Genomic DNA, 18,800 nt, shown 5'->3' on the forward strand with positions numbered 1-18,800 from the left:
GAACGACGAGGAGCCGACGCGCCCAAGGCAGAGTGTTCGACCGTGGCAGCTTTCATCGTGCCGAGGCAACCGTAACACAGAGCGTCACGGGCGGTGCTCCGGAGTCGCGGCGCGATCGAGGAAGAAGCGGAGTGCACCTTCTGGCCGCAGCCGCACCGCCGGTAATGAGGTGTCGCCGTCGAAGAGCCGATCGAGTACCCCGCGCTTTGCTTCGCCGGCGGCCAGAAACGCGACCTCCCGGCTGCTGTTGAGCGCTGGATAAGTGAGAGAAATGCGCGGTTCGGGCTTGGCGCCGACGACCGGGGCGACCCACCGTCGGCGCTCCTCGAGAATTGCCATGCCGGGGAAGAGCGATGCGATGTGACCTTCCGGCCCCAGGCCTAGGAGGATCACGTCGAACAGAGGCCGTTTCGGTGTCAGCGCTGTCGCGCCATAAAAGGACTGGAGGGTGCGCTCGTACTCGACCGCCGCTTCCGCGGGCGTCAGACCTTCGGTCGGTATAGGATGAACGTTGGTGGCGGGAATCTGCATCCGAGATAGGAGGGTCTCGCGCACCATCCGGAAGTTGCTGTCGGCGTCGTCGTGCGGCACGAAACGTTCGTCGCCCCAAAACCAGTGCGTCCGCCTCCACGGGAAGGCGTCATAGTAGGGAGGTGCCGCCAGCAACTCATAGAGCCGGCGCGGGGTCGAGCCCCCGGAAAGAGCGATCGTGAAGGTGTCCCGCTTTGCCAGCGCGGTGGTCAGGAGCCAGTCGGCGGCGCGCCGCGCCAGCGCCTCGGGGTCGAATAGCACTTCAACGGCGGCGTTGGAAAACGCAGTCATGGGCGTTCCTTTCCGGCTTTCGCTCGTCACCGATGGCAATGGTCGCATCGGTGTGTTTAATTGACCCGAAGATGGCACCGGCGAGCGTGGCGCCGGTTGCCGCTAATCTCTTCGTTAACCCGACGGAAATCGTCGGCGCGGATCGAAGGTGCGACGAGGACTGACATCATCGCGCGACCTCGGCCGGCGTCGGGTTCAGGATGAACTGCTCGATCGCCTTGGCAAAGCCCTCGTCGTTGTAGGATCCAGTGACGGCGTGCGCTTGTTTTTTGACGTCCGGTCCGGCGTTGCCCATGGCGATACTGAAGCCGCTCTTGCGGAACATTAGCACGTCATTCGGTTGATCGCCGATGGTGGCGATTTCTGCCGGTGGGATGGACAGGAACTTCGATAGCGCCTGGACCACGGTCCCTTTGTTTGCCATCGGATGCGTGACGTCGAGATAGTAGGGCTGCGAGCGGGCGGCCGACGCCGATGCGCCGAGCACATCTTGTACCTCCTTCTCGACGCGCGCGAGGCGGTCAAGATCGTCGCTCACGCCAACGATCTTCACGGCGTGCTGCAGTGCCACGCCGAAATCGTCGACGACCGTCGGCGGAAACTTGACCGTCCATTGCTCGCGCGCGACGTGCGGCGCCTCGCGATCGCGAATGAGCCATTGGTCGCTGGTATAGACCCAGGCGTCCATGCCGTGGGCACGAATGAGATCGACCGCATGGTGCGCCGTTTTGGGGGCGAGAAGGTGCTCCTCGATGACCGTCATGTCGGAATTAACGAAGATTCCGCCGTTGAAGCCCGCGATAGGCGTGTCGAGCGCCAGCGGCCCGAGTAACATCGCCAAGCCACGCGGCGGCCGGCCGCTGGTGATGGCAAAGCGGACGCCGTGCCGGCGGAGCGCCTGAATAGCGGTCCGCGCGCGGTTCGTCAGAACTTTCTGTTCCGTGACGAGCGTGCCATCGACATCCGCGATGACCAGGGAAATCTTACGCTTCTCGCGCATCGATGGTTTCCTTTCCCACAGTCAACCAAGCGGTCGCCATGCGCGGCCGTCTCGGGCGAGCAGTTCGTCGGCTGAGGTTGGACCGCTGCTGCCGGCGGCGTACTGTGGGACGTCGAGCACTGCCTGGCCCGCCCACGCATCGATTATCGGCTGGACAGCCCGCCAGCCGGCTTCGATATTGTCGGCGCGCTGGAACAGAGTCGCATCACCAATCAGGCAATCGTAGATCAGCGTCTCGTATCCGGTGGCACAAGTCGCTTTGAAATAGTCGGCATAGGCGAAATCGAGTTTGACATTGCCCAAGACAACGGCCGGGCCGGGGCGCTTGGCCGCGAGCTCCAGCGCGACGCCTTCATCAGGCTGGATGTGTAGAATCATCCAGTTAGGGTGCATCCGTTCGACATCGGTGCCACGAAACAACGAATAAGGCGCTTGCCGAAACCGGATGGCGATTTCCGTCCTCCGCCGCTTCATGTATTTGCCGGTGCGCAGATAGAAGGGCACGCCGGCCCAGCGCCAGTTATCCACATTGAGCTTGCAGGCGACGAAAGTCTCAGTAGTCGAGTCGGGAGCTACGTCGGGCTCGTGTCGATAGGCAGCAGCTGGTTTGCCTAAAATGGAACCGGCCCCGTATTGGCCGCGCACGGCGTTGCGCAACGCCTCTGCTTCGCCCATCGGCCGGATCGCCTGAATGATTTCGGCCTTCTTTGCCCTAACGGCATCCGCGTCAAACGAAATTGGCGGCTCCATGGCCGTCATCGCGAAGAGCTGGAACAGATGATTGGGGACCATGTCCCTTAACGCGCCGGTCTGTTCGTAAAACCTGCCGCGCCGCTCAACTCCAACGGTCTCCGCCGCCGTGATCTGGACGTGGTCGATATGCGCTCGATTCCAGATCGGCTCGAAGATGCCATTGGCGAAGCGTATCGCCATGATGTTCTGTACCGTTTCCTTGCCAAGGAAATGGTCCATCCGGTAGATCTGGTGCTCGGCCATGGTCTTCAAGATGTCGGCGTTGAGCGCCCGGGCTGACGCGACGTCGTGGCCGAATGGCTTCTCGATCACAACCCGACGCCAGGCGCCGTCGTTTTCTTCAGTGAGTCCCGCTTCTCCAAGCCTGGACACCGCTGTGCCGAACAGACGGTCGGCGACCGCGAGATAGAAAAGGTAATTGCCGCCGGTCCCGGCTTTCACGTCGAGAGAGGCGAGATGGTCGCCGAGCCGCTTATAGGCCTCCGGATCATCGAGGTCACCTGGCAGGTACGTCATGCGATCGGTCAGCCAGCGCCACGCAGCCTGATCGAGCTGATCGACCTGAAACCCGCAATCACGTCCGGCGACGAACTCGTTCATTCTCGCGGTGAGGTTCAAAATCCAGTCCTCTGTCGTCTGCGACATCCGACTGACGCCGACGAGCCGGAATTGTTCGGGCAGACGTTTGGCGCGGACCAGATTGTACAGCGCCGGCACGATCAGACGCTTCGTCAGGTCGCCGGTGGCTCCGAAGATCACCATGGCGCAAGCAGGCGCGACGGCGACCGCACCGGTCTGCGCGCCGCTCTCCGTCTCTCTCGGCTCAGCTGCCTCATCCATCATATTCGTCTCTCTCTTATTCCGGCCGAAACCTCGGTTTCATCATCTACGCCCAGCAATTCCTTCGCGATCGTGACGACATTTTCGGGCTCAAAGCCGAATTTGCGTTGCAACTCCTTCAGCGGCGCGGAGGCGCCGAAGGTCTCCATGCCGATGACCCGCCCGGCGTCACCGACATAGCGCTCCCAGCCGAGCGTCGATCCCTGTTCGACGGCGAGCCGCACCTTGATCTCGGGCGGGAGCACACTGTCGCGATAGGACTGCGGTTGGCGCTGAAAGATGTCCCAGGAAGGCATCGAGACCACGCGGGAGCGAATTGCCTGAGTGGCCAGCTCTTTTTGAGCTGTGACGATCAAAGAGACCTCGCTGCCAGAGGCAATCATGATGATCTCAGGCGGGCCGCCGGGCGTGTCCGCCATGACATAGGCTCCACGTGCAACGCCGGCGGCTGGGGCGTATTGGGTGCGATCGAACGTCGGCAGCGGCTGGCGCGACAGCGCAAACACTGCCGGCTGATGGCGCAGTTGCAGGACGTAGCGATAGGCCTCGACGACTTCGTTGGCATCGGCCGGCCGCAGGACGACCAGCCCGGGGATGGCGCGCAGCGACATCAGATGTTCGACCGGCTGATGGGTTGGCCCATCCTCGCCGTCGCCCATCGCATCATGGCTGAAGGCGAGAATGGTCGGGAGTTCCATGATGGCGGAGAGTCGGATGGCTGGCCTCGCATAGTCGCTGAAGACGACGTAGGTCGCCCCGAAGGGGCGGAGTTTTGACAAAGCCAGGCCGTTAACGACCGCCACCATGGCGTGCTCGCGAACGCCGAAATGGAGGTATTGGCCGTTCGGGCTGCCAGGCTGAAAGTCGTGTGCGCCTGCGAATTTCAGAGCGGTCTTGGTAGAGTTTGTAAGGTCGGCCGATCCGCCGATGAGCCATGGAATATTCTGGGCGAGCCTGTTCAACACCGCGCCCGAGGCTTCGCGTCCGGCGAGGCCCTTGGGATCCGGCGGAAATTCTGGCAGGTCGTGATCCCACCCCGCCGGCAGCTCGCGATGCTGCATCTGATCGATCTCGATGGCAAACTCCGGGAAGGCCCCGCGGTACGCGGCAAACAGCGTTTCCCAGCGCTCGCGCGCCGCGGCGCCGCGTGCGCCGACCCCGGCCTCGAAATGCTCGCGCACCCCATCAGGCACAAGAAATTTGGCGTCTTCCGGCCAGCCATAGGCGCGCTTGGTCAAGCGAACTTCGTCTTCGCCCAACGGGTCGCCATGGGCCGCCGCCGTGTCGACTTTGTGGGGCGAGCCATAACCGATATGGCTGTCGAGAATGATCAGGGTCGGCCGCCCTGTGGTGCTCCGAAACGTCGCGAGCGCATTCTCGATCTGTCCGAGGTCATTGGCATCGCCAACCCGCAGCACGTTCCAACCGTAAGCCAGAAACCGAACCGCGACGTCTTCGGTGAAGGTGATGCGCGTATTGCCATCGATCGTGATGTGGTTGTTGTCGTAGATCCAGCACAGATCGTCGAGAGCTAGGTGACCGGCCAGCGAGGCCGCCTCCGAACCGACCCCTTCCATGAGGCAGCCGTCGCCGCAGAGCGCATAGATTTTATAGTCGAAGATATCGAAGCCAGGGCGGTTGTAGCGGTCGCCGAGCCACTTGCGGGCGATGGCCATGCCGACGCTGTTGGCGATCCCCTGGCCGAGCGGACCGGTCGTCGTTTCGACCCCGGACGCCCAATGATATTCCGGATGCCCTGTCGCCTTACTGTCGAGCTGGCGAAAGCGGCGGATGTCATCCAGCGTGATTGCCGGCTGTCCAAGACGCTCGTAGTCAGCGTTCACTGCCCGCGTGCCAGTCAGATAAAGCACAGACCACAACAGCATCGACGCATGGCCATTGGACAGTATGAAACGATCGCGGTTTGGCCAGATCGGGTCTTTCGGATCAAAGCGCATGACCCGGTTCCACAGAGTATACGCCAGCGGCGCCAGCGCCATCGGCGTACCGGGATGGCCCGAGTTCGCCTGCTGGATTGCGTCGATGGAGAGGGTGCGAATGGTGCTGATTGCTAGTTGATCGAGCGCTTGTTCGGTCATGCCTTTCGCCTTTCCTTCGTGCATTCGTGTGCAATTGGCTACGGCTTGGCCGGCTTTTCGATATGCGCGCCAAATTCGTAGCGCATGGCCGACAGCAGCTTGTCGGCGAAATCCGCATTTCCACGCGAGCTGAAACGTTCATAGAGCGCTGAGGACAAGACGTGTGCCGGTACGCCTTCGTCGATCGCCGCTCTGATCGTCCACCGCCCTTCGCCGGAATCCGAAACCCGGCCCGCAAAGCCGGACATTGTCGGATCCTTGAGGAGCGCTGTCGCCGACAGATCGAGAAGCCAGGAGGAAATGACGCTACCGCGGCGCCACAGTTCGGCGATGTCCGGTAAGTTCAGATCGTACTGATAGTGTTCGGGATCGCGCAGCGGCGTCGTTTCGGCATCGATCACGTCCGTCGCTTTGCCGATATCGGCGGCTTTGAGGATGGCAAGACCCTCGGCGTAAGCCGCCATAACGCCGTATTCGATGCCGTTGTGCACCATCTTGACGAAATGTCCGGCGCCGTTCGGTCCGCAGTGCAGATAGCCCTTCTCAGCTGTGCCGTCCGTTCGTTCCCGACCTGGAGTACGAGGAATGTCGCCACGGCCAGGCGCCAAGGTCGCAAAAATCGGGTCGAGGTACCTGGCGATGCTCGCTTCGCCCCCGATCATCAAGCAATAGCCGCGCTCGAGCCCCCAGACGCCGCCACTGGTCCCGGCATCGACATAATGGATGCCCTGGCTCGCCAACTCCTGGGAGCGCCGGATATCATCGACGTAGTAGGAATTGCCGCCGTCTATCAGAATGTCGCCCTGCTCGAGATGCGGCAACAGGGCCGAGATGGTTTGATCGACCGCGGCGGCCGGTACCATCATCCAGATGGCGCGCGGCTTCGTCAGCGACCGTGCCAGTTCCTCGAGCGAGGCCGTGCCGACGGCGCCCGCTTCGACGAGCCTATGAACCGCTTCCGACGATCTGTTGTATACGACGCACTCGTGGCCGCCAGCCAAAAGACGGCGGGCCATGTTTGCTCCCATCCGGCCGAGACCGATCATTCCGAGCTGCATGTGCAAGTCCTCCTTTTTGAAGTTGGATTGACGAGCCGGCGATTGCGCCTTGATCCGCGCACGGCAACCACCAACGTCGGCTGTTTTCGATCGTCGGCCGACTCGTTCCCCTTAAGCGTCGTCATCAGACGATGCCTTTCAGCTTGCGGTAACGCCGGATCAGCGCGTTGGTGGAACTGTCGTGTTGGAGCTCGGGTTCGGTTGTGCTCTCGAGTTGCGGAATGATCTGTTGGGCAAGTGCTTTGCCTAACTCCACGCCCCACTGGTCAAACGAATCGATCCCCCAAATCGCGCCCTGCGTGAACACGCTGTGCTCATAGAGCGCGACGAGGCGGCCTAGCGTGTCTGGCGTCAAGCTATCGAGCAACAAGGTGTTCGATGGTCGGTTGCCCTCGAACAGCCGATGCGGCACGAGCCGATCCTGTATGCCCTCGGCTCGCATCTGCGTTTCACTTTTACCGAAGGCCAGGGCTTCCGCCTGTGCGAAGACATTCGCAACCAGCATGTCATGGTGAGCACCCAGCGGATTGAGCGTCTTCGCGAAGGCGATGAAGTCGCAAGGGATAAGGCGAGTGCCCTGGTGGATCAGCTGATAGAAGGAGTGCTGGCCGTTTGTGCCCGGCTCGCCCCAGTAGATCGGACTGGTGTCGTAATCGACGCGAGTGCCATCGAGCGTAACGTGCTTGCCGTTGCTTTCCATCGTCAATTGCTGGAGATACGCGGGAAAGCGGTTCAAATATTGCTCGTAAGGCAGAACAGCCGCCGTCTGGGCGCCGAAGAAATTGTTGTACCAGATCGCGAGCAGCCCCATCAGCACAGGAAGGTTCCGCTCGAACGGCGCGGTACGGAAGTGCTCGTCGACGGCGTGGAAACCATCGAGCATGGCACGGAAATTCTCCGGGCCGATGGCGACCATCGTCGACAGGCCGATCGCTGAATCCAGCGAGTAGCGCCCACCGACCCAGTCCCAGAAGCCGAACATGTTGGTCGTGTCGATGCCGAACTTCGCGACTTCCAATGCATTGGTCGAGACGGCGACGAAATGCCGGGCGATCGCGGATTCGTCACGGTTCAAGCCGGAGAGCAGCCAGTCTCGAGCGGTCCGCGCGTTCGTCATCGTTTCCAGCGTCGTGAACGTCTTGGAAGAAACGATGAACAAGGTCTCTGCCGGATCGAGGCCCTTGACTGCTTCGGCAAAGTCCGTGCCGTCGATATTCGACACGAAGTGGAACGTCAGCGACCGATCACTGTAGTGCCGAAGGGCCTGATAAGCCATGACCGGACCGAGGTCCGAACCGCCGATCCCGATATTGATCACATTGCGAATGCGTCTGCCGGTGTGACCCTTCCAGGCGCCGCCGCGCACGCGATTGGCAAAATCCGCCATCTTGTCGAGAACGGCATGAACGTCAGGCACCACATTGCGGCCATCGTGAATGATAGAGGTCCCCCGAGGCGCGCGCAGCGCGACGTGAAGAACGGCGCGGCTCTCAGAGGCGTTGATCTTGTCACCGCGAAACATCGCATCGATGTGCTCGCGCAATCCGGATTCCGCGGCGAGCCGCAGCAACAGGCTCAGGGTTTCGTCGGTGATCCGGTTCTTCGAATAGTCGAGATAAAGTCCGGCGGCCTCGACCGACAGCCGTTCGCCGCGTTCGGGATTCTCGGCGAACAGTTGCTTGAGATGGACGTCCTTGATCTCGCAATAATGCTTTTCTAGCGCGCTCCACGCGGGGCGCATGCGTAACGCGAGCGCTTTCGTTGGCTTTCCCTCCTTTAACGACTTGCCAATTTGCGTGGGTCCCGATCGCGATTCGACGCGCCCTTTGGACGCGATGCGGGCCATCAACTCATTCCAGGACTTGACGAAGGCTCCGGCTCCTTCTTCCTGAAGCCGGGCGGCGAGCGCGTCGACAGCGATACCCGCCTTGGTGAAGGACGCGAGAACGCTCTCGCAGTCGTCGCCGTCAGGGGAAAGAGCCGCACGAACCTCGCCGTGATCGGCGAAGGCCTTAAGCGTCGCCTCCGGCATTGTGTTGATGGTGAAGGGCGCAGCGAGGGCCTGCGCGTAGAGAATATCGGAAGCTTTCGGGTCCTTGGTTCCAGTGCTGGCGAACAACAGGCGCTGCGGACAAGCGCCCGCATTGGCGGCGCGTTGAAAGCGTGGCGACGCCAGCTGTTCCTGATATGCCTCGTAGGTGTGCTGAGCGACCGCGATGCCAAGTCGATTCGTCAACTCCTCTGGCACCGCGCCGGCGACGGCGACGTCCCAGCGGCTGACAAACAAAGAGGCGACTGATGGGACTGCCGGATTCATCCCTGCCGCGATGCGCCGTTCGACGCCGCGCAGATAAGCCTCGGAGGCGGCGAGATACTGCTTTCGCGAGAAGAGTAGTGTGACATTGATCGGAATGCCGGCGAAGATCGCGTCTTCGATAGCGGGAATTCCTTCAGCGGTGCCCGGGATCTTGATGAAGAGGTTCGGCTTGCCGCCGCGGCGGTGGAGATCGCTGGCCGCTTTGATCGTACGTCCGGTGTCGCGCGCCAGGAGCGGCGAGACCTCCAGCGACACCCAGCCGTCCACTCCGTCAGTCCGGACGAAGGTCGGTCGAAACAGATCTGCGGCTTGTCTCAAGTCCGTGAGCGCCAGATTGAAGAACAAGTCCTCGGCCGATTGCGCCGAGGGCGCGATACGGGAGATATCAGCGTCATAGGCACTACTGCTTTTGATCGCGTGCTCGAAAATTGTCGGGTTGGACGTCAGTCCCGTCACTGAGAAATCGTCGATGTAACGTCGCAAGGTCCCGTTGTTCAACAGATCGCGTGTGATGCTGTCGAGCCAAAGGCTTTGACCGCAATCCTGGAGTAGCTTTGTCTGTTTCATGGCAGTAATTCCGTGCTCGACGCACCAGCGTTGATGGTTTGATCGTCATTGATTGACGAAGTAATCACTCGACGGCGAGTTCAAAATCGACACCCTCCCATCGATCCGCGGCCGGTCAATAAAGCGTGAACACAATCGCGTTGCCTGGCTTGAGGCGCCGTATCGAGATCGGCGAAGTGGGTGCCGAGACCGCGGGGCAGCAAAGTGGCCCGAGCCTATTTAGCTCATACGGGAACCCGGATGCATCCTCTGCAGCCGAGCGTTAGCTTGCGTGAAGACGAACCCTCCGAGGACCCTAGGAGAGGGTCGACGCGACCGGATAGATTTCAGATCGAGCCGGCCGGCGTAACGTGAGGAAAATCCTTCTCGGGATCGAACACGTTATTGAAGAAGTTCGTCAGCGAGTACATCGCCACCAAGGCGACGATCTCAATGATGTTTGCATCGGTGTAGCCGGCATCACGGACCGCCTTTAGATCGGCGTCACTGACATGACCGCGGGTCTCGATGACTTTGCGCGCGAACTGGACGGCGGCATCCCGCTTCGGGTCCGTTGCATGGCCCTTCCGAGCGAGAATGATCTCATCGGCCGGCAGCTTGGCCATATGCTCGGCCGTAAAGCTGTGAACCGTCAGGCAGTAGTTGCACCCGTTCACTTCGGAGACGGTAAGGCCGATGCTGTCGCGCGTCTTCACGTCGAGCGCCTTGCTCATGGAGTCCAGCAGGGCGGCCCATGCGTTGAACGCGATTGGGCTCTGCGCGAAGGTCGCCATCATATTTGGTGTGAAGCCGATGTTCTTGGTGAACGTATCGAGAGTCGGTTTGCAAGCGACCGGCACTTGATCCGGCCTTAGAGCGTTACTTCTTGCCATCGTATTCTCCGCAATTGATACTCATACGAGACGCAGGACGTCGGCAACCGGACGGCGCGGCTTCTGCCGCCAATTCCCTGGACGCTCCGCCCCTACGGCCAAGAGCATGACCGGCACTTCGTCCTTGGTCAGTCCGAACTCGCGGTGCACCGCATCCGCATCGAACCCGATCATCGGCGTCGAACCCAAGCCTAGCGAACGGGCTGCATAGATTATCGCCGCCGCGCCAAAGGTGCCGGTGCGAACGGCCTCGTCGCGCTGGCGCTGCGGGTATTCCATGTAGAGATCGCGCGCCGGGATTTCCCAATCCGGCACCATCTTTGCCGGCATGATGCCGGCCTCCACAACCGGCGCCAGGCGCTCTGGGACGACGCTGGAATCGGCCAACTGACCGCAGACGATGAAGGTAACGGCGGCCTCGGTGATCGCGGGCTGACTCCATGCGATCGGACTGAGCCTAGCTTTGGCTTCCGGGGTGCGCACCGCGATGAAGCGCCAGTTCTGCAAGTGGAATGATGTCGGCGCGGTGGTTCCGATTCGCACCAGCTCCTGGATCTGGTCGTCGCTCAAGGTGGCGGTGGGATCGTAGTACTTGGTGGTGCTGCGGCTCAGAATGGTTTCAATAACGGCGTTGGTCATCGCACTTCCGGTGGTCATGATGATTCCTAGTGTTCAGGAGTGACTGAGCTACGAGACGCTTTGCGCCTTTTGTCGAAAATCTCTCTGCGGTGGGGCGTATCGCCATCTGATGCCCGAGTCGTCGGTCGTTCCCGAAAGCGAAGGGTCAACTATGTCGCCTCGACGCCTATCCGGCGCGGCAAGGCGCCGTCAGCGGTGATACATCGACGTCCTTCACTTTCGCGCGCGGGTCGGACAGGGCACGCTTGCTCGTCTAGGGGCGCGGCTGTGGTTGCGGCAACCCCGACACGGCAACAGCCCGGCCGATGGTCTTCCTTGGGTTCATCGGTTCTCCTTGTTGCCCATGCGGCAAGACAGCTCGGTGTGATGAGTCATCTCGCGTTGATGCGGCCGCATCTGCGTCGCCCAGCGGGCGCTACGATCGAACACGACAGTGCGCTTGGGAAATTCCTTTTGGACATGCATTCGATAGGTGCGGGATATCGTCGCCTAGAAGGCGACACCCGCGCGCCCTGTGCGATCAACGCGAGGTTATTGAGGAGTACACCTGAACCGGCGTATCCGGTGGTGTTGGGGAGCATGGATTGGCGCTTCGCGAGCGCTTGTGAGTGACCGTGGGCCGGCCCGCGCCGCTGGCGTTGCACGGCACGAGCCGTCTCTTTGGACGAACGGCGACGGATTGTGGATTCGCGGCGCGATGAGCGGATTTACCATCCGCCGGCGGCCGCGTACGGCCTGCGGCACTCCCGTTTGCACCATTTGGGGAAACGCGCGGCGATGCCCGATCTCAATGCAAAGCCGCCTCACCTCCTTTGGTGCGGCGTGCAGCGCACAGAGGTTCCGGACGTCCTTCGCGGCGCCCGGTTGCTGAGCGCTCCCGCGATCAAAATAGCTGAACTCGGGATGCCTGAATCGACTGATGGCTCACGCGAAGCCGAGGCGGGCAGTCGACACCAAGGAGTAGTTCTTCTTGACGCTGCCTGAGCGAGTGAGACTCCTCCCGTTGGGTTTCCCCCTTACGTCCTGGGCGTTCGCGATCCGGACCTGGCTGGCGGCTATTCTTGCATTGTATGTAAGCTTTTGGCTGTCGATCGAAACGCCGTCGATGGCGATAATAACGGTTGCGATCATCGCCGAACCAACCCGCGGTCAGGCCCTTGATAAGGCTGTCTTTCGTATCCTTGCGACGATCATCGGCGTCGCGGCTTCCATAGTCATAACAGGCCTCTTCTCCCAGTCGCGGGATCTCCTGCTGATCGCCTATGCCGGCTGGATGGGGCTGTGCGTGTACGCCGCAGGAATGCTCGACGGCAATCGTGCTTACGCGGCGGTCCTGTCGGGCTTCACCGTGGCCCTGGTTGCGATCCAGGAAATGAACAATCCGGAGCACGTGTTCGAGGCGGGCATGATGCGTGGTGCGGGAATCCTCATCGGCATTGCATCGCTCACGATTGTCAACGACCTCCTATGGTCGCCCGATCGCCATACGAAACTCATCGCACAACTGGCCGATATCCGGCGCCGCATTGGCAACCAGGCGAAAGCGGCGATCCTTGGAGAGCCTGCGAAGCCAACAGCGTCCGCGGCTTTGCTCGCTGAAATAGCGGCGCTTCGGCCTGAGATTGCGACCCTTTCGGTTGAGTCGAGCAGCGGTCCCGTCAGAAGCATCGCGGGTCAAAATGCAGCCGCCGCGCTCGTGGCGGAGCTACATGCCGCACGGAGCCTCGAGGTGCTGCCGGTCACCGCTGATAAGGCGACGTCCGAGAAGATAGTGTGCGCGCTGGAGCGCGATGAAAGCGCCCCCCCGGTGGCCTCTGTCGTGTGGCGTACCGGTGAGCAGGCGGATGCGGCAACGACAGCCTCGCTCGCTTGGACACTCAAGGAGCTGCTCAGAAGAGACGAGCAGGTTCGACAGAATATTGCCGCTTTACGCACTGACGAGCCTCCTCATTGGCATTGGCGCATTCGGATCTATCGATCGCATCGAGCCGCAGTTGAAGCCGGTATCAGAGCGGCGATTTGGGTCGCGCTGGCGGGGGTGGTCCTCGTCTATGCAGGATGGCCTGCGGCGAACACGTCCTTGGCCCTTTTTGGCACCTTTGTCGGACTTGGAGCGCTAACGCCCAATCCGCGCGCGACGACTGCACTCGCGCTCGTCGCGGCGCCCATCAGCGGTATTCTCGCTGCGCTTCTTCAGTTCGTCGTTCTCGACGGCGTTGACGCATTCGCGTTGCTGGCGATCGGGTTGGCTCCTCTCATGATCGGCGCTGCACTCCTGATATCGTCAGCCAATCGCATAGTATCGGCTCTCGGTCGTTTTATTCTTATATTCACATTGGTGATTGTTTCGCCGACCAATCCGCAAAGCTACGACGCCCAGTCGTACCTCTTCTTCTTTCTGTTTGCTTGTGTCGGCCCAAGTCTGTTGTTCGTGGTGCAATTTCTTGTGCCTCCCGTTTCGCAAGATCGGCGGGGACGCTGGATCTTATCGTCGGTCCGCAAAGAGATCGCTCAAGGGCAATTCCGTGGCCGGCAATATGAGCCGGAGGAGGAGATGTTTCGCGACGCCGGCAGGATAGGTCAGATCCTGTCTGCTGGCGCGAACGCCTCCAGCAACCCGGAAGCCATCGACGAGGTTCTTTCTCATTTCGATCAATCGTCGATTATCCGGTTGTGTGACCACAAGCTGAAGATGCTGACTGGCGGCGCGCTGACGGGATTGGTCGACGAGATCCGCGCGGCGTTCAGCAAACGTGACCCGGGGGCAATTCGCGCCGCGGCGGACGTCTTAAGCAAGGCGTCAACTTCGGATCAGATTTTGGCTGATCTTCGTGCCGCGCTCCTGGTCGCGAGCTTCCACATCGAGACGGCGCGCGGACGACACGCTGAACTTGGCGAGGCCGCATGACGCGTAGCTTTCACGAGTTCGTCATCGGCGGCGTCTTGGTCGAGCCGTTCATAGCGTACGTGGTCACGGCTCTCGTCGTCGTACTCCTAATCAGGCCGCTTATGCGTTTTGCGGGAGTTCTAAAGATCTTCAGCAACGCTGCGATCGCCGAGCTCAGCCTCTACGTCACAATTTTGGGCCTGACGGTCTTGTTCTTCTGAGGGAATGATGAATGCACGGTGCGAGTCAAGATAAGGCTGTCGATCGAGAAGAAGTGGGGTCGAAATCCTTGTCGGATTCGACCGACGATGACACGTCGGTCGAACTCCGTCCGATTGTGCGTGCGAAATCCGAGCCGCCTCTTGTACCGCCCGCTAACCCGCCAGCCGCCCAAGGAAGCGGCATCGCGCGGGTTCTATTGTCGATGTCGCGCAGACTGGCGACATTGGCGATCTTGCTCGTTGCGGTGCTCATCTCACTCGTGGTGTGGGACCAGTATGTCGTTGCGCCCTGGACCCGCAACGGACGCGTGCGTGTCCAGGTTGCGAGTGTAGCGCCTCGAGTATCCGGCCAGATTACGCAGCTGCGAGTCTCCGACAATCAGTTCGTCCACAAGGGAGACGTTCTCTATCAGATTGAGCCCTTTGATTTCGACGTCGCGTTGCGACTGAACAAGGCGCTGTTAGAGCAAAGAGAAGCCGACAGTCACGTCAAGGAGCTGCAGTCCGAACGGCGGAACCAGCTGTCGGAACTGTCCACCTCGCGAGAACAGCAGCAGATATTCGAAGGCAGTGCGCGACAGGCCAAGTCCGCCGTCGACGCAGCACGCGAACAGGTTGCGCAAGCGGAAATTAATCGGAAGCGAACGGAGATTCGTAGCCCGGTGAACGGCTACGTCACGAATCTGCTGCTTCGCGTCGGCGACTATGCGCACGAGGGGGTCAGCAATATGACGATCGTCGATACCGATAGCTTCTGGGTGGATGGCTATTTCGAGGAGACGAAACTGGCGCAGGTGTGCATCGGAGATCGCGCCGAGGTCCAGTTGCTGGGGTATTCGATTCCGCTCGTCGGCCATGTGACGACGATCACCCGGGGCATTAGCGTGTCGAACGCTGCGCCTGGCCCTCAGGGCCTCCCCAATGTGGACCCCATCTACACCTGGGTACGGCTGGCGCAACGTGTCCCGGTCAGAATCGCCATCGATAGAGTGCCGTCCGGCGTGCCGCTCGTCTCCGGCATGACGGGAACCGTAACGTTGCGCGACGAGTCGCAAGCGACTGAGCGTACATGGTTTTATCGCGCCATGGCCGCGCTCGGGACGAGCCTCTCCCACTTGATCAGTGGGGTATCGCCGCGGCCCGGCTGCATCGCGTCGAAAACATGAGCGAAAGGCATTCGCAAGGTTCGCATGAACATTCTCCATATTGATTGTAGCCCGCGTCCGGAATCGCATAGCCGTCAGCTTTCGGCCGCCATCGTCGCAAGGCTCATTGGGGTCACGTCCGGCGCGACTATCATTCGGCGTGATTTTGCCGCCGCTCCGCTGCCGCACGCGTCACTCGACTACGCGACCGCATTGTCGTCGCCAGCGACGTTGGCTGCGCCGCCGAAGGGCGCGCTTGATCGTTCCGAAGTGCTTATTCGGGAAGTCGAGGCCGCCGATGTGATCGTCATCGGAACGCCCATGCACAACCTCACCGTTCCATCGGTCCTCAAGGCGTGGATCGATCAGATCCTGCGCGCCGGTCGCACCTTTATGTCGACGCCGGCCGGGAAGGTCGGAATGCTCGGGGATCGGCCGGTATTCGTCGGCATCGCTTCCGGTGGCGTCTTTTCGGGCGAGAAAGCCAATCAACCCGATTTTCTTACGCCATATCTGTCGGTGGTTCTGGGCTCCATTGGGCTGACAACCCTACAATTCGCTCTCTTGCAGGCCACCGCGTTCCTCGAGGGGGACCACGCGAGGTTAGCGAGGGAGAAAGCGCTCGCGGCGATCGACCTGACGGTTGTGGCGGAGGTTCCACGTCGGGCGACCGCGGAGGGAGCGTAAACCATGAAGATCGTCGTGATCGGTGGCACTGGCCTGATCGGCTTGAAGACCGTTGCCATCTTACGTGAGAGCGGCCACGAGGTCGTCGCAGCGTCGCGAAAGGGTGGCGTCAACACCGTCACCGGAGACGGGCTCAAAGAAGCAATGGCTGGCGCTGAGGTCGTGATCGACCTCTCGAATGTGCGTTCAGCAGACCGCGAGGCGGTGTTGGACTTCTTCGAAAGCTCTGGCCGCAACCTAATCGCGGCGGAGGCGGCGGCGGGTATCCGCCACCATGTCACGCTGTCCATTGTCGGCGTCGACAGGGTTCCCGGCCAACTCTATTACCGCGCCAAAGTCGCGCAAGAGAAGCTGATCCAGGCGTCCAGGATCCCATTTACGATCGTTCGCTCGACACAGTTTCTCGAATTCCTCAGGGCCATCGCCGATGCGAGTACGGATGCAGGCGTCGTCAGGCTTGCGCCGGGGCTGCTTCAACCTATTGCGGCCGATGACGTCGCCAGTATCGTCGCTGAAACTGCCGTCGCTCATCCGGAAAACGGGATCGTCGAGATCGCGGGACCGGAATGCGCGCCGTTCAACGAAATCGTTGCTCGCTATTTGAAGGCGGTCGGCGACCTGCGCAAGGTCGTGACAGATCCCGAAGCTCGATATTTCGGCGGTCGGCTCGAAGAAACGTCGCTCGTACCGTTGGGTGAAGCGCGTATCGGCCGTCTCAATCTCGAGGAGTGGTTGCGCCGCTCCCGGAAAAGAAGCTGATCCGGCCGTCGCAGGTCATCGACCAGGCCTCCGCATCAGCCCGCCCAGAGCCTCCCACAAAACCAGCCTAAGTGTGAAAGGAGAAAGCCTATGAAAATAAAAACCGTCGCCGCCGCCGCAAGCGTTGCGTTCGCCCTTTTGATTACGGGTCCCACCACCGCCCAGGAGAAAAAGATGGAAACCGTCGCAAAGAACTTCGAGGGGGCCATTCCCAATATCCCCGGCAAATCGCTGATTGCCGTGGAAGTCAATTACCCGGCGGGTGCAGCCTCTCCGTCCCACACCCACGCGAAATCGGCTTTCATCTACGCGTATGTGATCTCGGGTGCGATCGAGTCGAAGGTGAATGATGGTAAGACGCGCATTTATCGGGCAGGCGAGAGCTGGTCAGAACCGCCGGGTGCGACCCATTCGATCAGCCGCAATGCGAGCAAGACCGAGCCGGCGAAGCTGCTCGCCGTCTTCGTGCTCGACACCAATGACAACCCCCTGACCACGCCCCTCAAATAACCCTCAAGGGAACGGCGGCGTGGTCGAACAGCTCGTCCATCGAGGATCCTCATTGCCGGTCGCCGCGCTAGGCAATGACGTCGGCAGGGTTGCAACGAGCGGCAGGCATTCCGCGCCAAAGTAGTTATCGTGCTCAACTGTTAGAGACGAGCTCCTGACCGACGGAACGTGGCGCGCCGCGTTAAGTGCATAAACGGAACCCGGAATCGCGAGATTCCGGGTAAACGCTGCCCATTATGCGGAGTGACGGGCACGTCACTTCGTCAGCCGGCAACCGCTTTCCTTGGCGGTGTAGAACGCCTGGTCGCCAGGCACCACCGCGAGCCGCTTGTAGTAGTCCCAGGGCTTCTTCGACTCCGAGGGCTTCTTGACCTCGAACAGGTACATGTCGTGCACCATGAGGCCGTTGGGCAGTACCTTGCCCTTGGCAAAAGCGTCGTCGACCGGCAGCTCTTTCAACTTCCGGGCGACCGCGTCGGCGTCTTTGGTGCCAGCGGCCTTCACCGCCTTCAGGTAGCTCAACGTCGCCGAATAGGTGCCGGCCTGGTTCGTGTTCGGCATCCGTCCGGTACGCTTGAAGAACCGTTCGGAGAAAGCGCGACTCCGGTTGTCTTGATCCCAGTAGAATCCCTCTGTCACCACCAGACCTTGCGCCGCGTCGAGACCGAGGCTGTGAACTTCGGAGACGGTCATCAGCAGGCCGGCAAGCTTCTGGCCCTGTCGGAAGATGCCGAACTCCGCCGCCTGTTTGATCGAGTTCGTGGTGTCCTGGCCGGCATTTGCGAGACCGATGATTTTTGCGTTCGAGCTCTGCGCCTGGAGTAGAAAGGACGAGAAGTCCGACGAGTTCAGCGGCGCGCGAACCGAGCCGACCACCTTGCCGCCCGAACGGCTGACGATTTCGCTGGTGTCCTTTTCCAGCGCGTGGCCGAATGCGTAGTCGGCGGTCAGAAAGAACCAGGTGTCGCCGCCCGCCTTCACTAGCGCGCTGCCGGTACTGACCGCGATCGCGTGGTTGTCGTAGGCCCAGTGGAAGCCGTAAGGAGTGCAGGCGTCGCCGGTGAGGCGCGTGGTCCCGGAGCCGACGACGATATCGATCTTCCTCTTTTCATCAGAAAGTTCCTGCACCGCCAGAGCGACCGTCGACGTCGTCAGGTCGGTGATCATGTCGACGCCGTCGGCGTCATACCAGCGCCGCGCGATGGCGACGGCGAGATCGGGCCTGTTCTGGTGATCGGCGGTGATCAGCTCGACCTTACGACCGAGCACCTCGCCGCCGAAATCTTCAATGGCCATCCGGGCGGCTTCGACCGAATACCTGCCGCCGTAGTCGGCATAGACGCCGGACTGGTCATTCAGAACACCTATCTTGACACCTTGCGCCGACGCCGGCGCAGCGACCAGTAGGCAGCATGAAGCCGCCGCGACGAAAATTCCCAGTTTCATTTTATAACTCCCCACAGCCAATAGTATCGCCTCTCCAGCCGTACAGTCTCGGACCCGTCATCCTCAGGTGCTGAGGGGACCGAGGCTCGAAGGGCGCGCGGTGGGGGCGGGGCCGCGCACCCTTCGAGATGGGCGGTCCGCGCTCGTACGAGTGAGAGAGATCGCGTTCCCGCTTCAT

At 61.1% G+C, this 18,800-nt stretch carries 15 protein-coding genes and 1 pseudogene; 6 read left to right on the forward strand and 10 right to left on the reverse strand.

What is annotated here, in order from left to right; translation table 11 throughout:
- Window positions 1-84: 84 nt before the first annotated feature.
- From pgl to RCO31_RS07650, 9 genes and pseudogenes are all read right to left on the reverse strand, one after another.
- The gene (gene pgl, locus RCO31_RS07615; RefSeq protein ID WP_308967653.1) at window positions 85-822 is read right to left on the reverse strand and encodes a 6-phosphogluconolactonase; all 738 of its coding nucleotides are present in this window, start codon (window positions 820-822) and stop codon (window positions 85-87) included.
- Window positions 823-988: 166 nt separating this feature from the next.
- Window positions 989-1,822 carry a Cof-type HAD-IIB family hydrolase gene (locus RCO31_RS07620; RefSeq protein WP_308967654.1) on the reverse strand — a complete coding sequence of 278 codons (834 nt, stop codon included), beginning with the start codon at window positions 1,820-1,822 and terminating at the stop codon, window positions 989-991.
- Between the two features lie 21 nt (window positions 1,823-1,843).
- Window positions 1,844-3,337: a glucose-6-phosphate dehydrogenase gene (gene zwf / locus RCO31_RS07625; RefSeq protein ID WP_308967732.1), complete on the reverse strand. Its 1,494-nt coding sequence runs from the start codon at window positions 3,335-3,337 to the stop codon at window positions 1,844-1,846.
- Between the two features lie 77 nt (window positions 3,338-3,414).
- Complete coding sequence (gene tkt, locus RCO31_RS07630) at window positions 3,415-5,514, reverse strand: transketolase (protein WP_308967656.1); 2,100 nt, start codon at window positions 5,512-5,514, stop codon at window positions 3,415-3,417.
- 38 nt (window positions 5,515-5,552) lie between these two features.
- Window positions 5,553-6,626 (reverse strand): phosphogluconate dehydrogenase (NAD(+)-dependent, decarboxylating), encoded by a 1,074-nt coding sequence (gene gnd, locus RCO31_RS07635; RefSeq protein WP_308967734.1) that lies wholly within the window; start codon window positions 6,624-6,626, stop codon window positions 5,553-5,555.
- 70 nt (window positions 6,627-6,696) lie between these two features.
- On the reverse strand, window positions 6,697-8,313 hold the full coding sequence (gene pgi, locus RCO31_RS34690) for a glucose-6-phosphate isomerase (protein ID WP_374991445.1): 1,617 nt from the start codon (window positions 8,311-8,313) through the stop codon (window positions 6,697-6,699).
- A 90-nt stretch (window positions 8,314-8,403) separates the two neighbouring features.
- Window positions 8,404-9,456 (reverse strand): annotated as a pseudogene (gene tal, locus RCO31_RS34695) (transaldolase); the annotation flags it as partial.
- A gap of 326 nt (window positions 9,457-9,782) precedes the next feature.
- Window positions 9,783-10,328 carry a peroxidase-related enzyme gene (locus RCO31_RS07645; RefSeq protein ID WP_308967659.1) on the reverse strand — a complete coding sequence of 182 codons (546 nt, stop codon included), beginning with the start codon at window positions 10,326-10,328 and terminating at the stop codon, window positions 9,783-9,785.
- A gap of 21 nt (window positions 10,329-10,349) precedes the next feature.
- Window positions 10,350-10,967: a nitroreductase family protein gene (locus RCO31_RS07650; RefSeq protein ID WP_308967660.1), complete on the reverse strand. Its 618-nt coding sequence runs from the start codon at window positions 10,965-10,967 to the stop codon at window positions 10,350-10,352.
- Window positions 10,968-11,937: 970 nt separating this feature from the next.
- On the opposite strand from RCO31_RS07650, the gene RCO31_RS07655 reads away from it, so the two are divergent.
- The 6 genes from RCO31_RS07655 (at window position 11,938) to RCO31_RS07680 (ending at window position 17,176) form a co-directional block, all read left to right on the forward strand.
- Window positions 11,938-13,875 (forward strand): FUSC family protein, encoded by a 1,938-nt coding sequence (locus RCO31_RS07655; RefSeq protein ID WP_308967661.1) that lies wholly within the window; start codon window positions 11,938-11,940, stop codon window positions 13,873-13,875.
- Window positions 13,872-14,075, forward strand: coding sequence for a DUF1656 domain-containing protein (locus tag RCO31_RS07660; protein WP_308967662.1), 204 nt, complete (start codon window positions 13,872-13,874; stop codon window positions 14,073-14,075). Before RCO31_RS07655 ends, RCO31_RS07660 begins: the two co-directional genes overlap by 4 nt.
- Before the next feature lie 68 nt (window positions 14,076-14,143).
- The gene (locus tag RCO31_RS07665) at window positions 14,144-15,241 is read left to right on the forward strand and encodes a biotin/lipoyl-binding protein (RefSeq protein ID WP_374991442.1); all 1,098 of its coding nucleotides are present in this window, start codon (window positions 14,144-14,146) and stop codon (window positions 15,239-15,241) included.
- Between the two features lie 24 nt (window positions 15,242-15,265).
- Window positions 15,266-15,907: an NAD(P)H-dependent oxidoreductase gene (locus RCO31_RS07670; protein WP_308967663.1), complete on the forward strand. Its 642-nt coding sequence runs from the start codon at window positions 15,266-15,268 to the stop codon at window positions 15,905-15,907.
- 3 nt (window positions 15,908-15,910) lie between these two features.
- Entirely contained in the window at window positions 15,911-16,666 is a 756-nt protein-coding gene (locus tag RCO31_RS07675; RefSeq protein ID WP_308967664.1) for an SDR family oxidoreductase, read from the forward strand.
- Window positions 16,667-16,756: 90 nt separating this feature from the next.
- Window positions 16,757-17,176, forward strand: coding sequence for a cupin domain-containing protein (locus RCO31_RS07680; RefSeq protein WP_308967665.1), 420 nt, complete (start codon window positions 16,757-16,759; stop codon window positions 17,174-17,176).
- A 255-nt stretch (window positions 17,177-17,431) separates the two neighbouring features.
- Here RCO31_RS07680 and RCO31_RS07685 read toward each other — a convergent pair whose 3' ends face one another.
- A complete protein-coding gene (locus RCO31_RS07685) occupies window positions 17,432-18,622 on the reverse strand; it encodes an ABC transporter substrate-binding protein (protein ID WP_308967666.1) in 1,191 nt (396 codons plus the stop codon).
- Window positions 18,623-18,800: the final 178 nt, after the last annotated feature.

The sequence above is a fragment of the Bradyrhizobium sp. LHD-71 genome, assembly GCF_031157255.1.
In the GTDB taxonomy this organism is placed as follows: Bacteria; Pseudomonadota; Alphaproteobacteria; order Rhizobiales; family Xanthobacteraceae; genus P52-10.

What these genes read in the sequence shown, in the direction of transcription:
- pgl (WP_308967653.1), bottom strand. Translation starts at nt 822, where the DNA reads ATGACTGCGTTTTCCAACGCCGCCGTTGAAGTGCTATTCGACCCCGAG.
- RCO31_RS07620 (WP_308967654.1), bottom strand. Translation starts at nt 1,822, where the DNA reads ATGCGCGAGAAGCGTAAGATTTCCCTGGTCATCGCGGATGTCGATGGC.
- zwf (WP_308967732.1), bottom strand. Translation starts at nt 3,337, where the DNA reads ATGGTGATCTTCGGAGCCACCGGCGACCTGACGAAGCGTCTGATCGTG.
- tkt (WP_308967656.1), bottom strand. Translation starts at nt 5,514, where the DNA reads ATGACCGAACAAGCGCTCGATCAACTAGCAATCAGCACCATTCGCACC.
- pgi (WP_374991445.1), bottom strand. Translation starts at nt 8,313, where the DNA reads ATGCGCCCCGCGTGGAGCGCGCTAGAAAAGCATTATTGCGAGATCAAG.
- RCO31_RS07645 (WP_308967659.1), bottom strand. Translation starts at nt 10,328, where the DNA reads ATGGCAAGAAGTAACGCTCTAAGGCCGGATCAAGTGCCGGTCGCTTGC.
- RCO31_RS07650 (WP_308967660.1), bottom strand. Translation starts at nt 10,967, where the DNA reads ATGACCAACGCCGTTATTGAAACCATTCTGAGCCGCAGCACCACCAAG.
- RCO31_RS07660 (WP_308967662.1), top strand. Translation starts at nt 13,872, where the DNA reads ATGACGCGTAGCTTTCACGAGTTCGTCATCGGCGGCGTCTTGGTCGAG.
- RCO31_RS07670 (WP_308967663.1), top strand. Translation starts at nt 15,266, where the DNA reads ATGAACATTCTCCATATTGATTGTAGCCCGCGTCCGGAATCGCATAGC.
- RCO31_RS07675 (WP_308967664.1), top strand. Translation starts at nt 15,911, where the DNA reads ATGAAGATCGTCGTGATCGGTGGCACTGGCCTGATCGGCTTGAAGACC.
- RCO31_RS07680 (WP_308967665.1), top strand. Translation starts at nt 16,757, where the DNA reads ATGAAAATAAAAACCGTCGCCGCCGCCGCAAGCGTTGCGTTCGCCCTT.
- RCO31_RS07685 (WP_308967666.1), bottom strand. Translation starts at nt 18,622, where the DNA reads ATGAAACTGGGAATTTTCGTCGCGGCGGCTTCATGCTGCCTACTGGTC.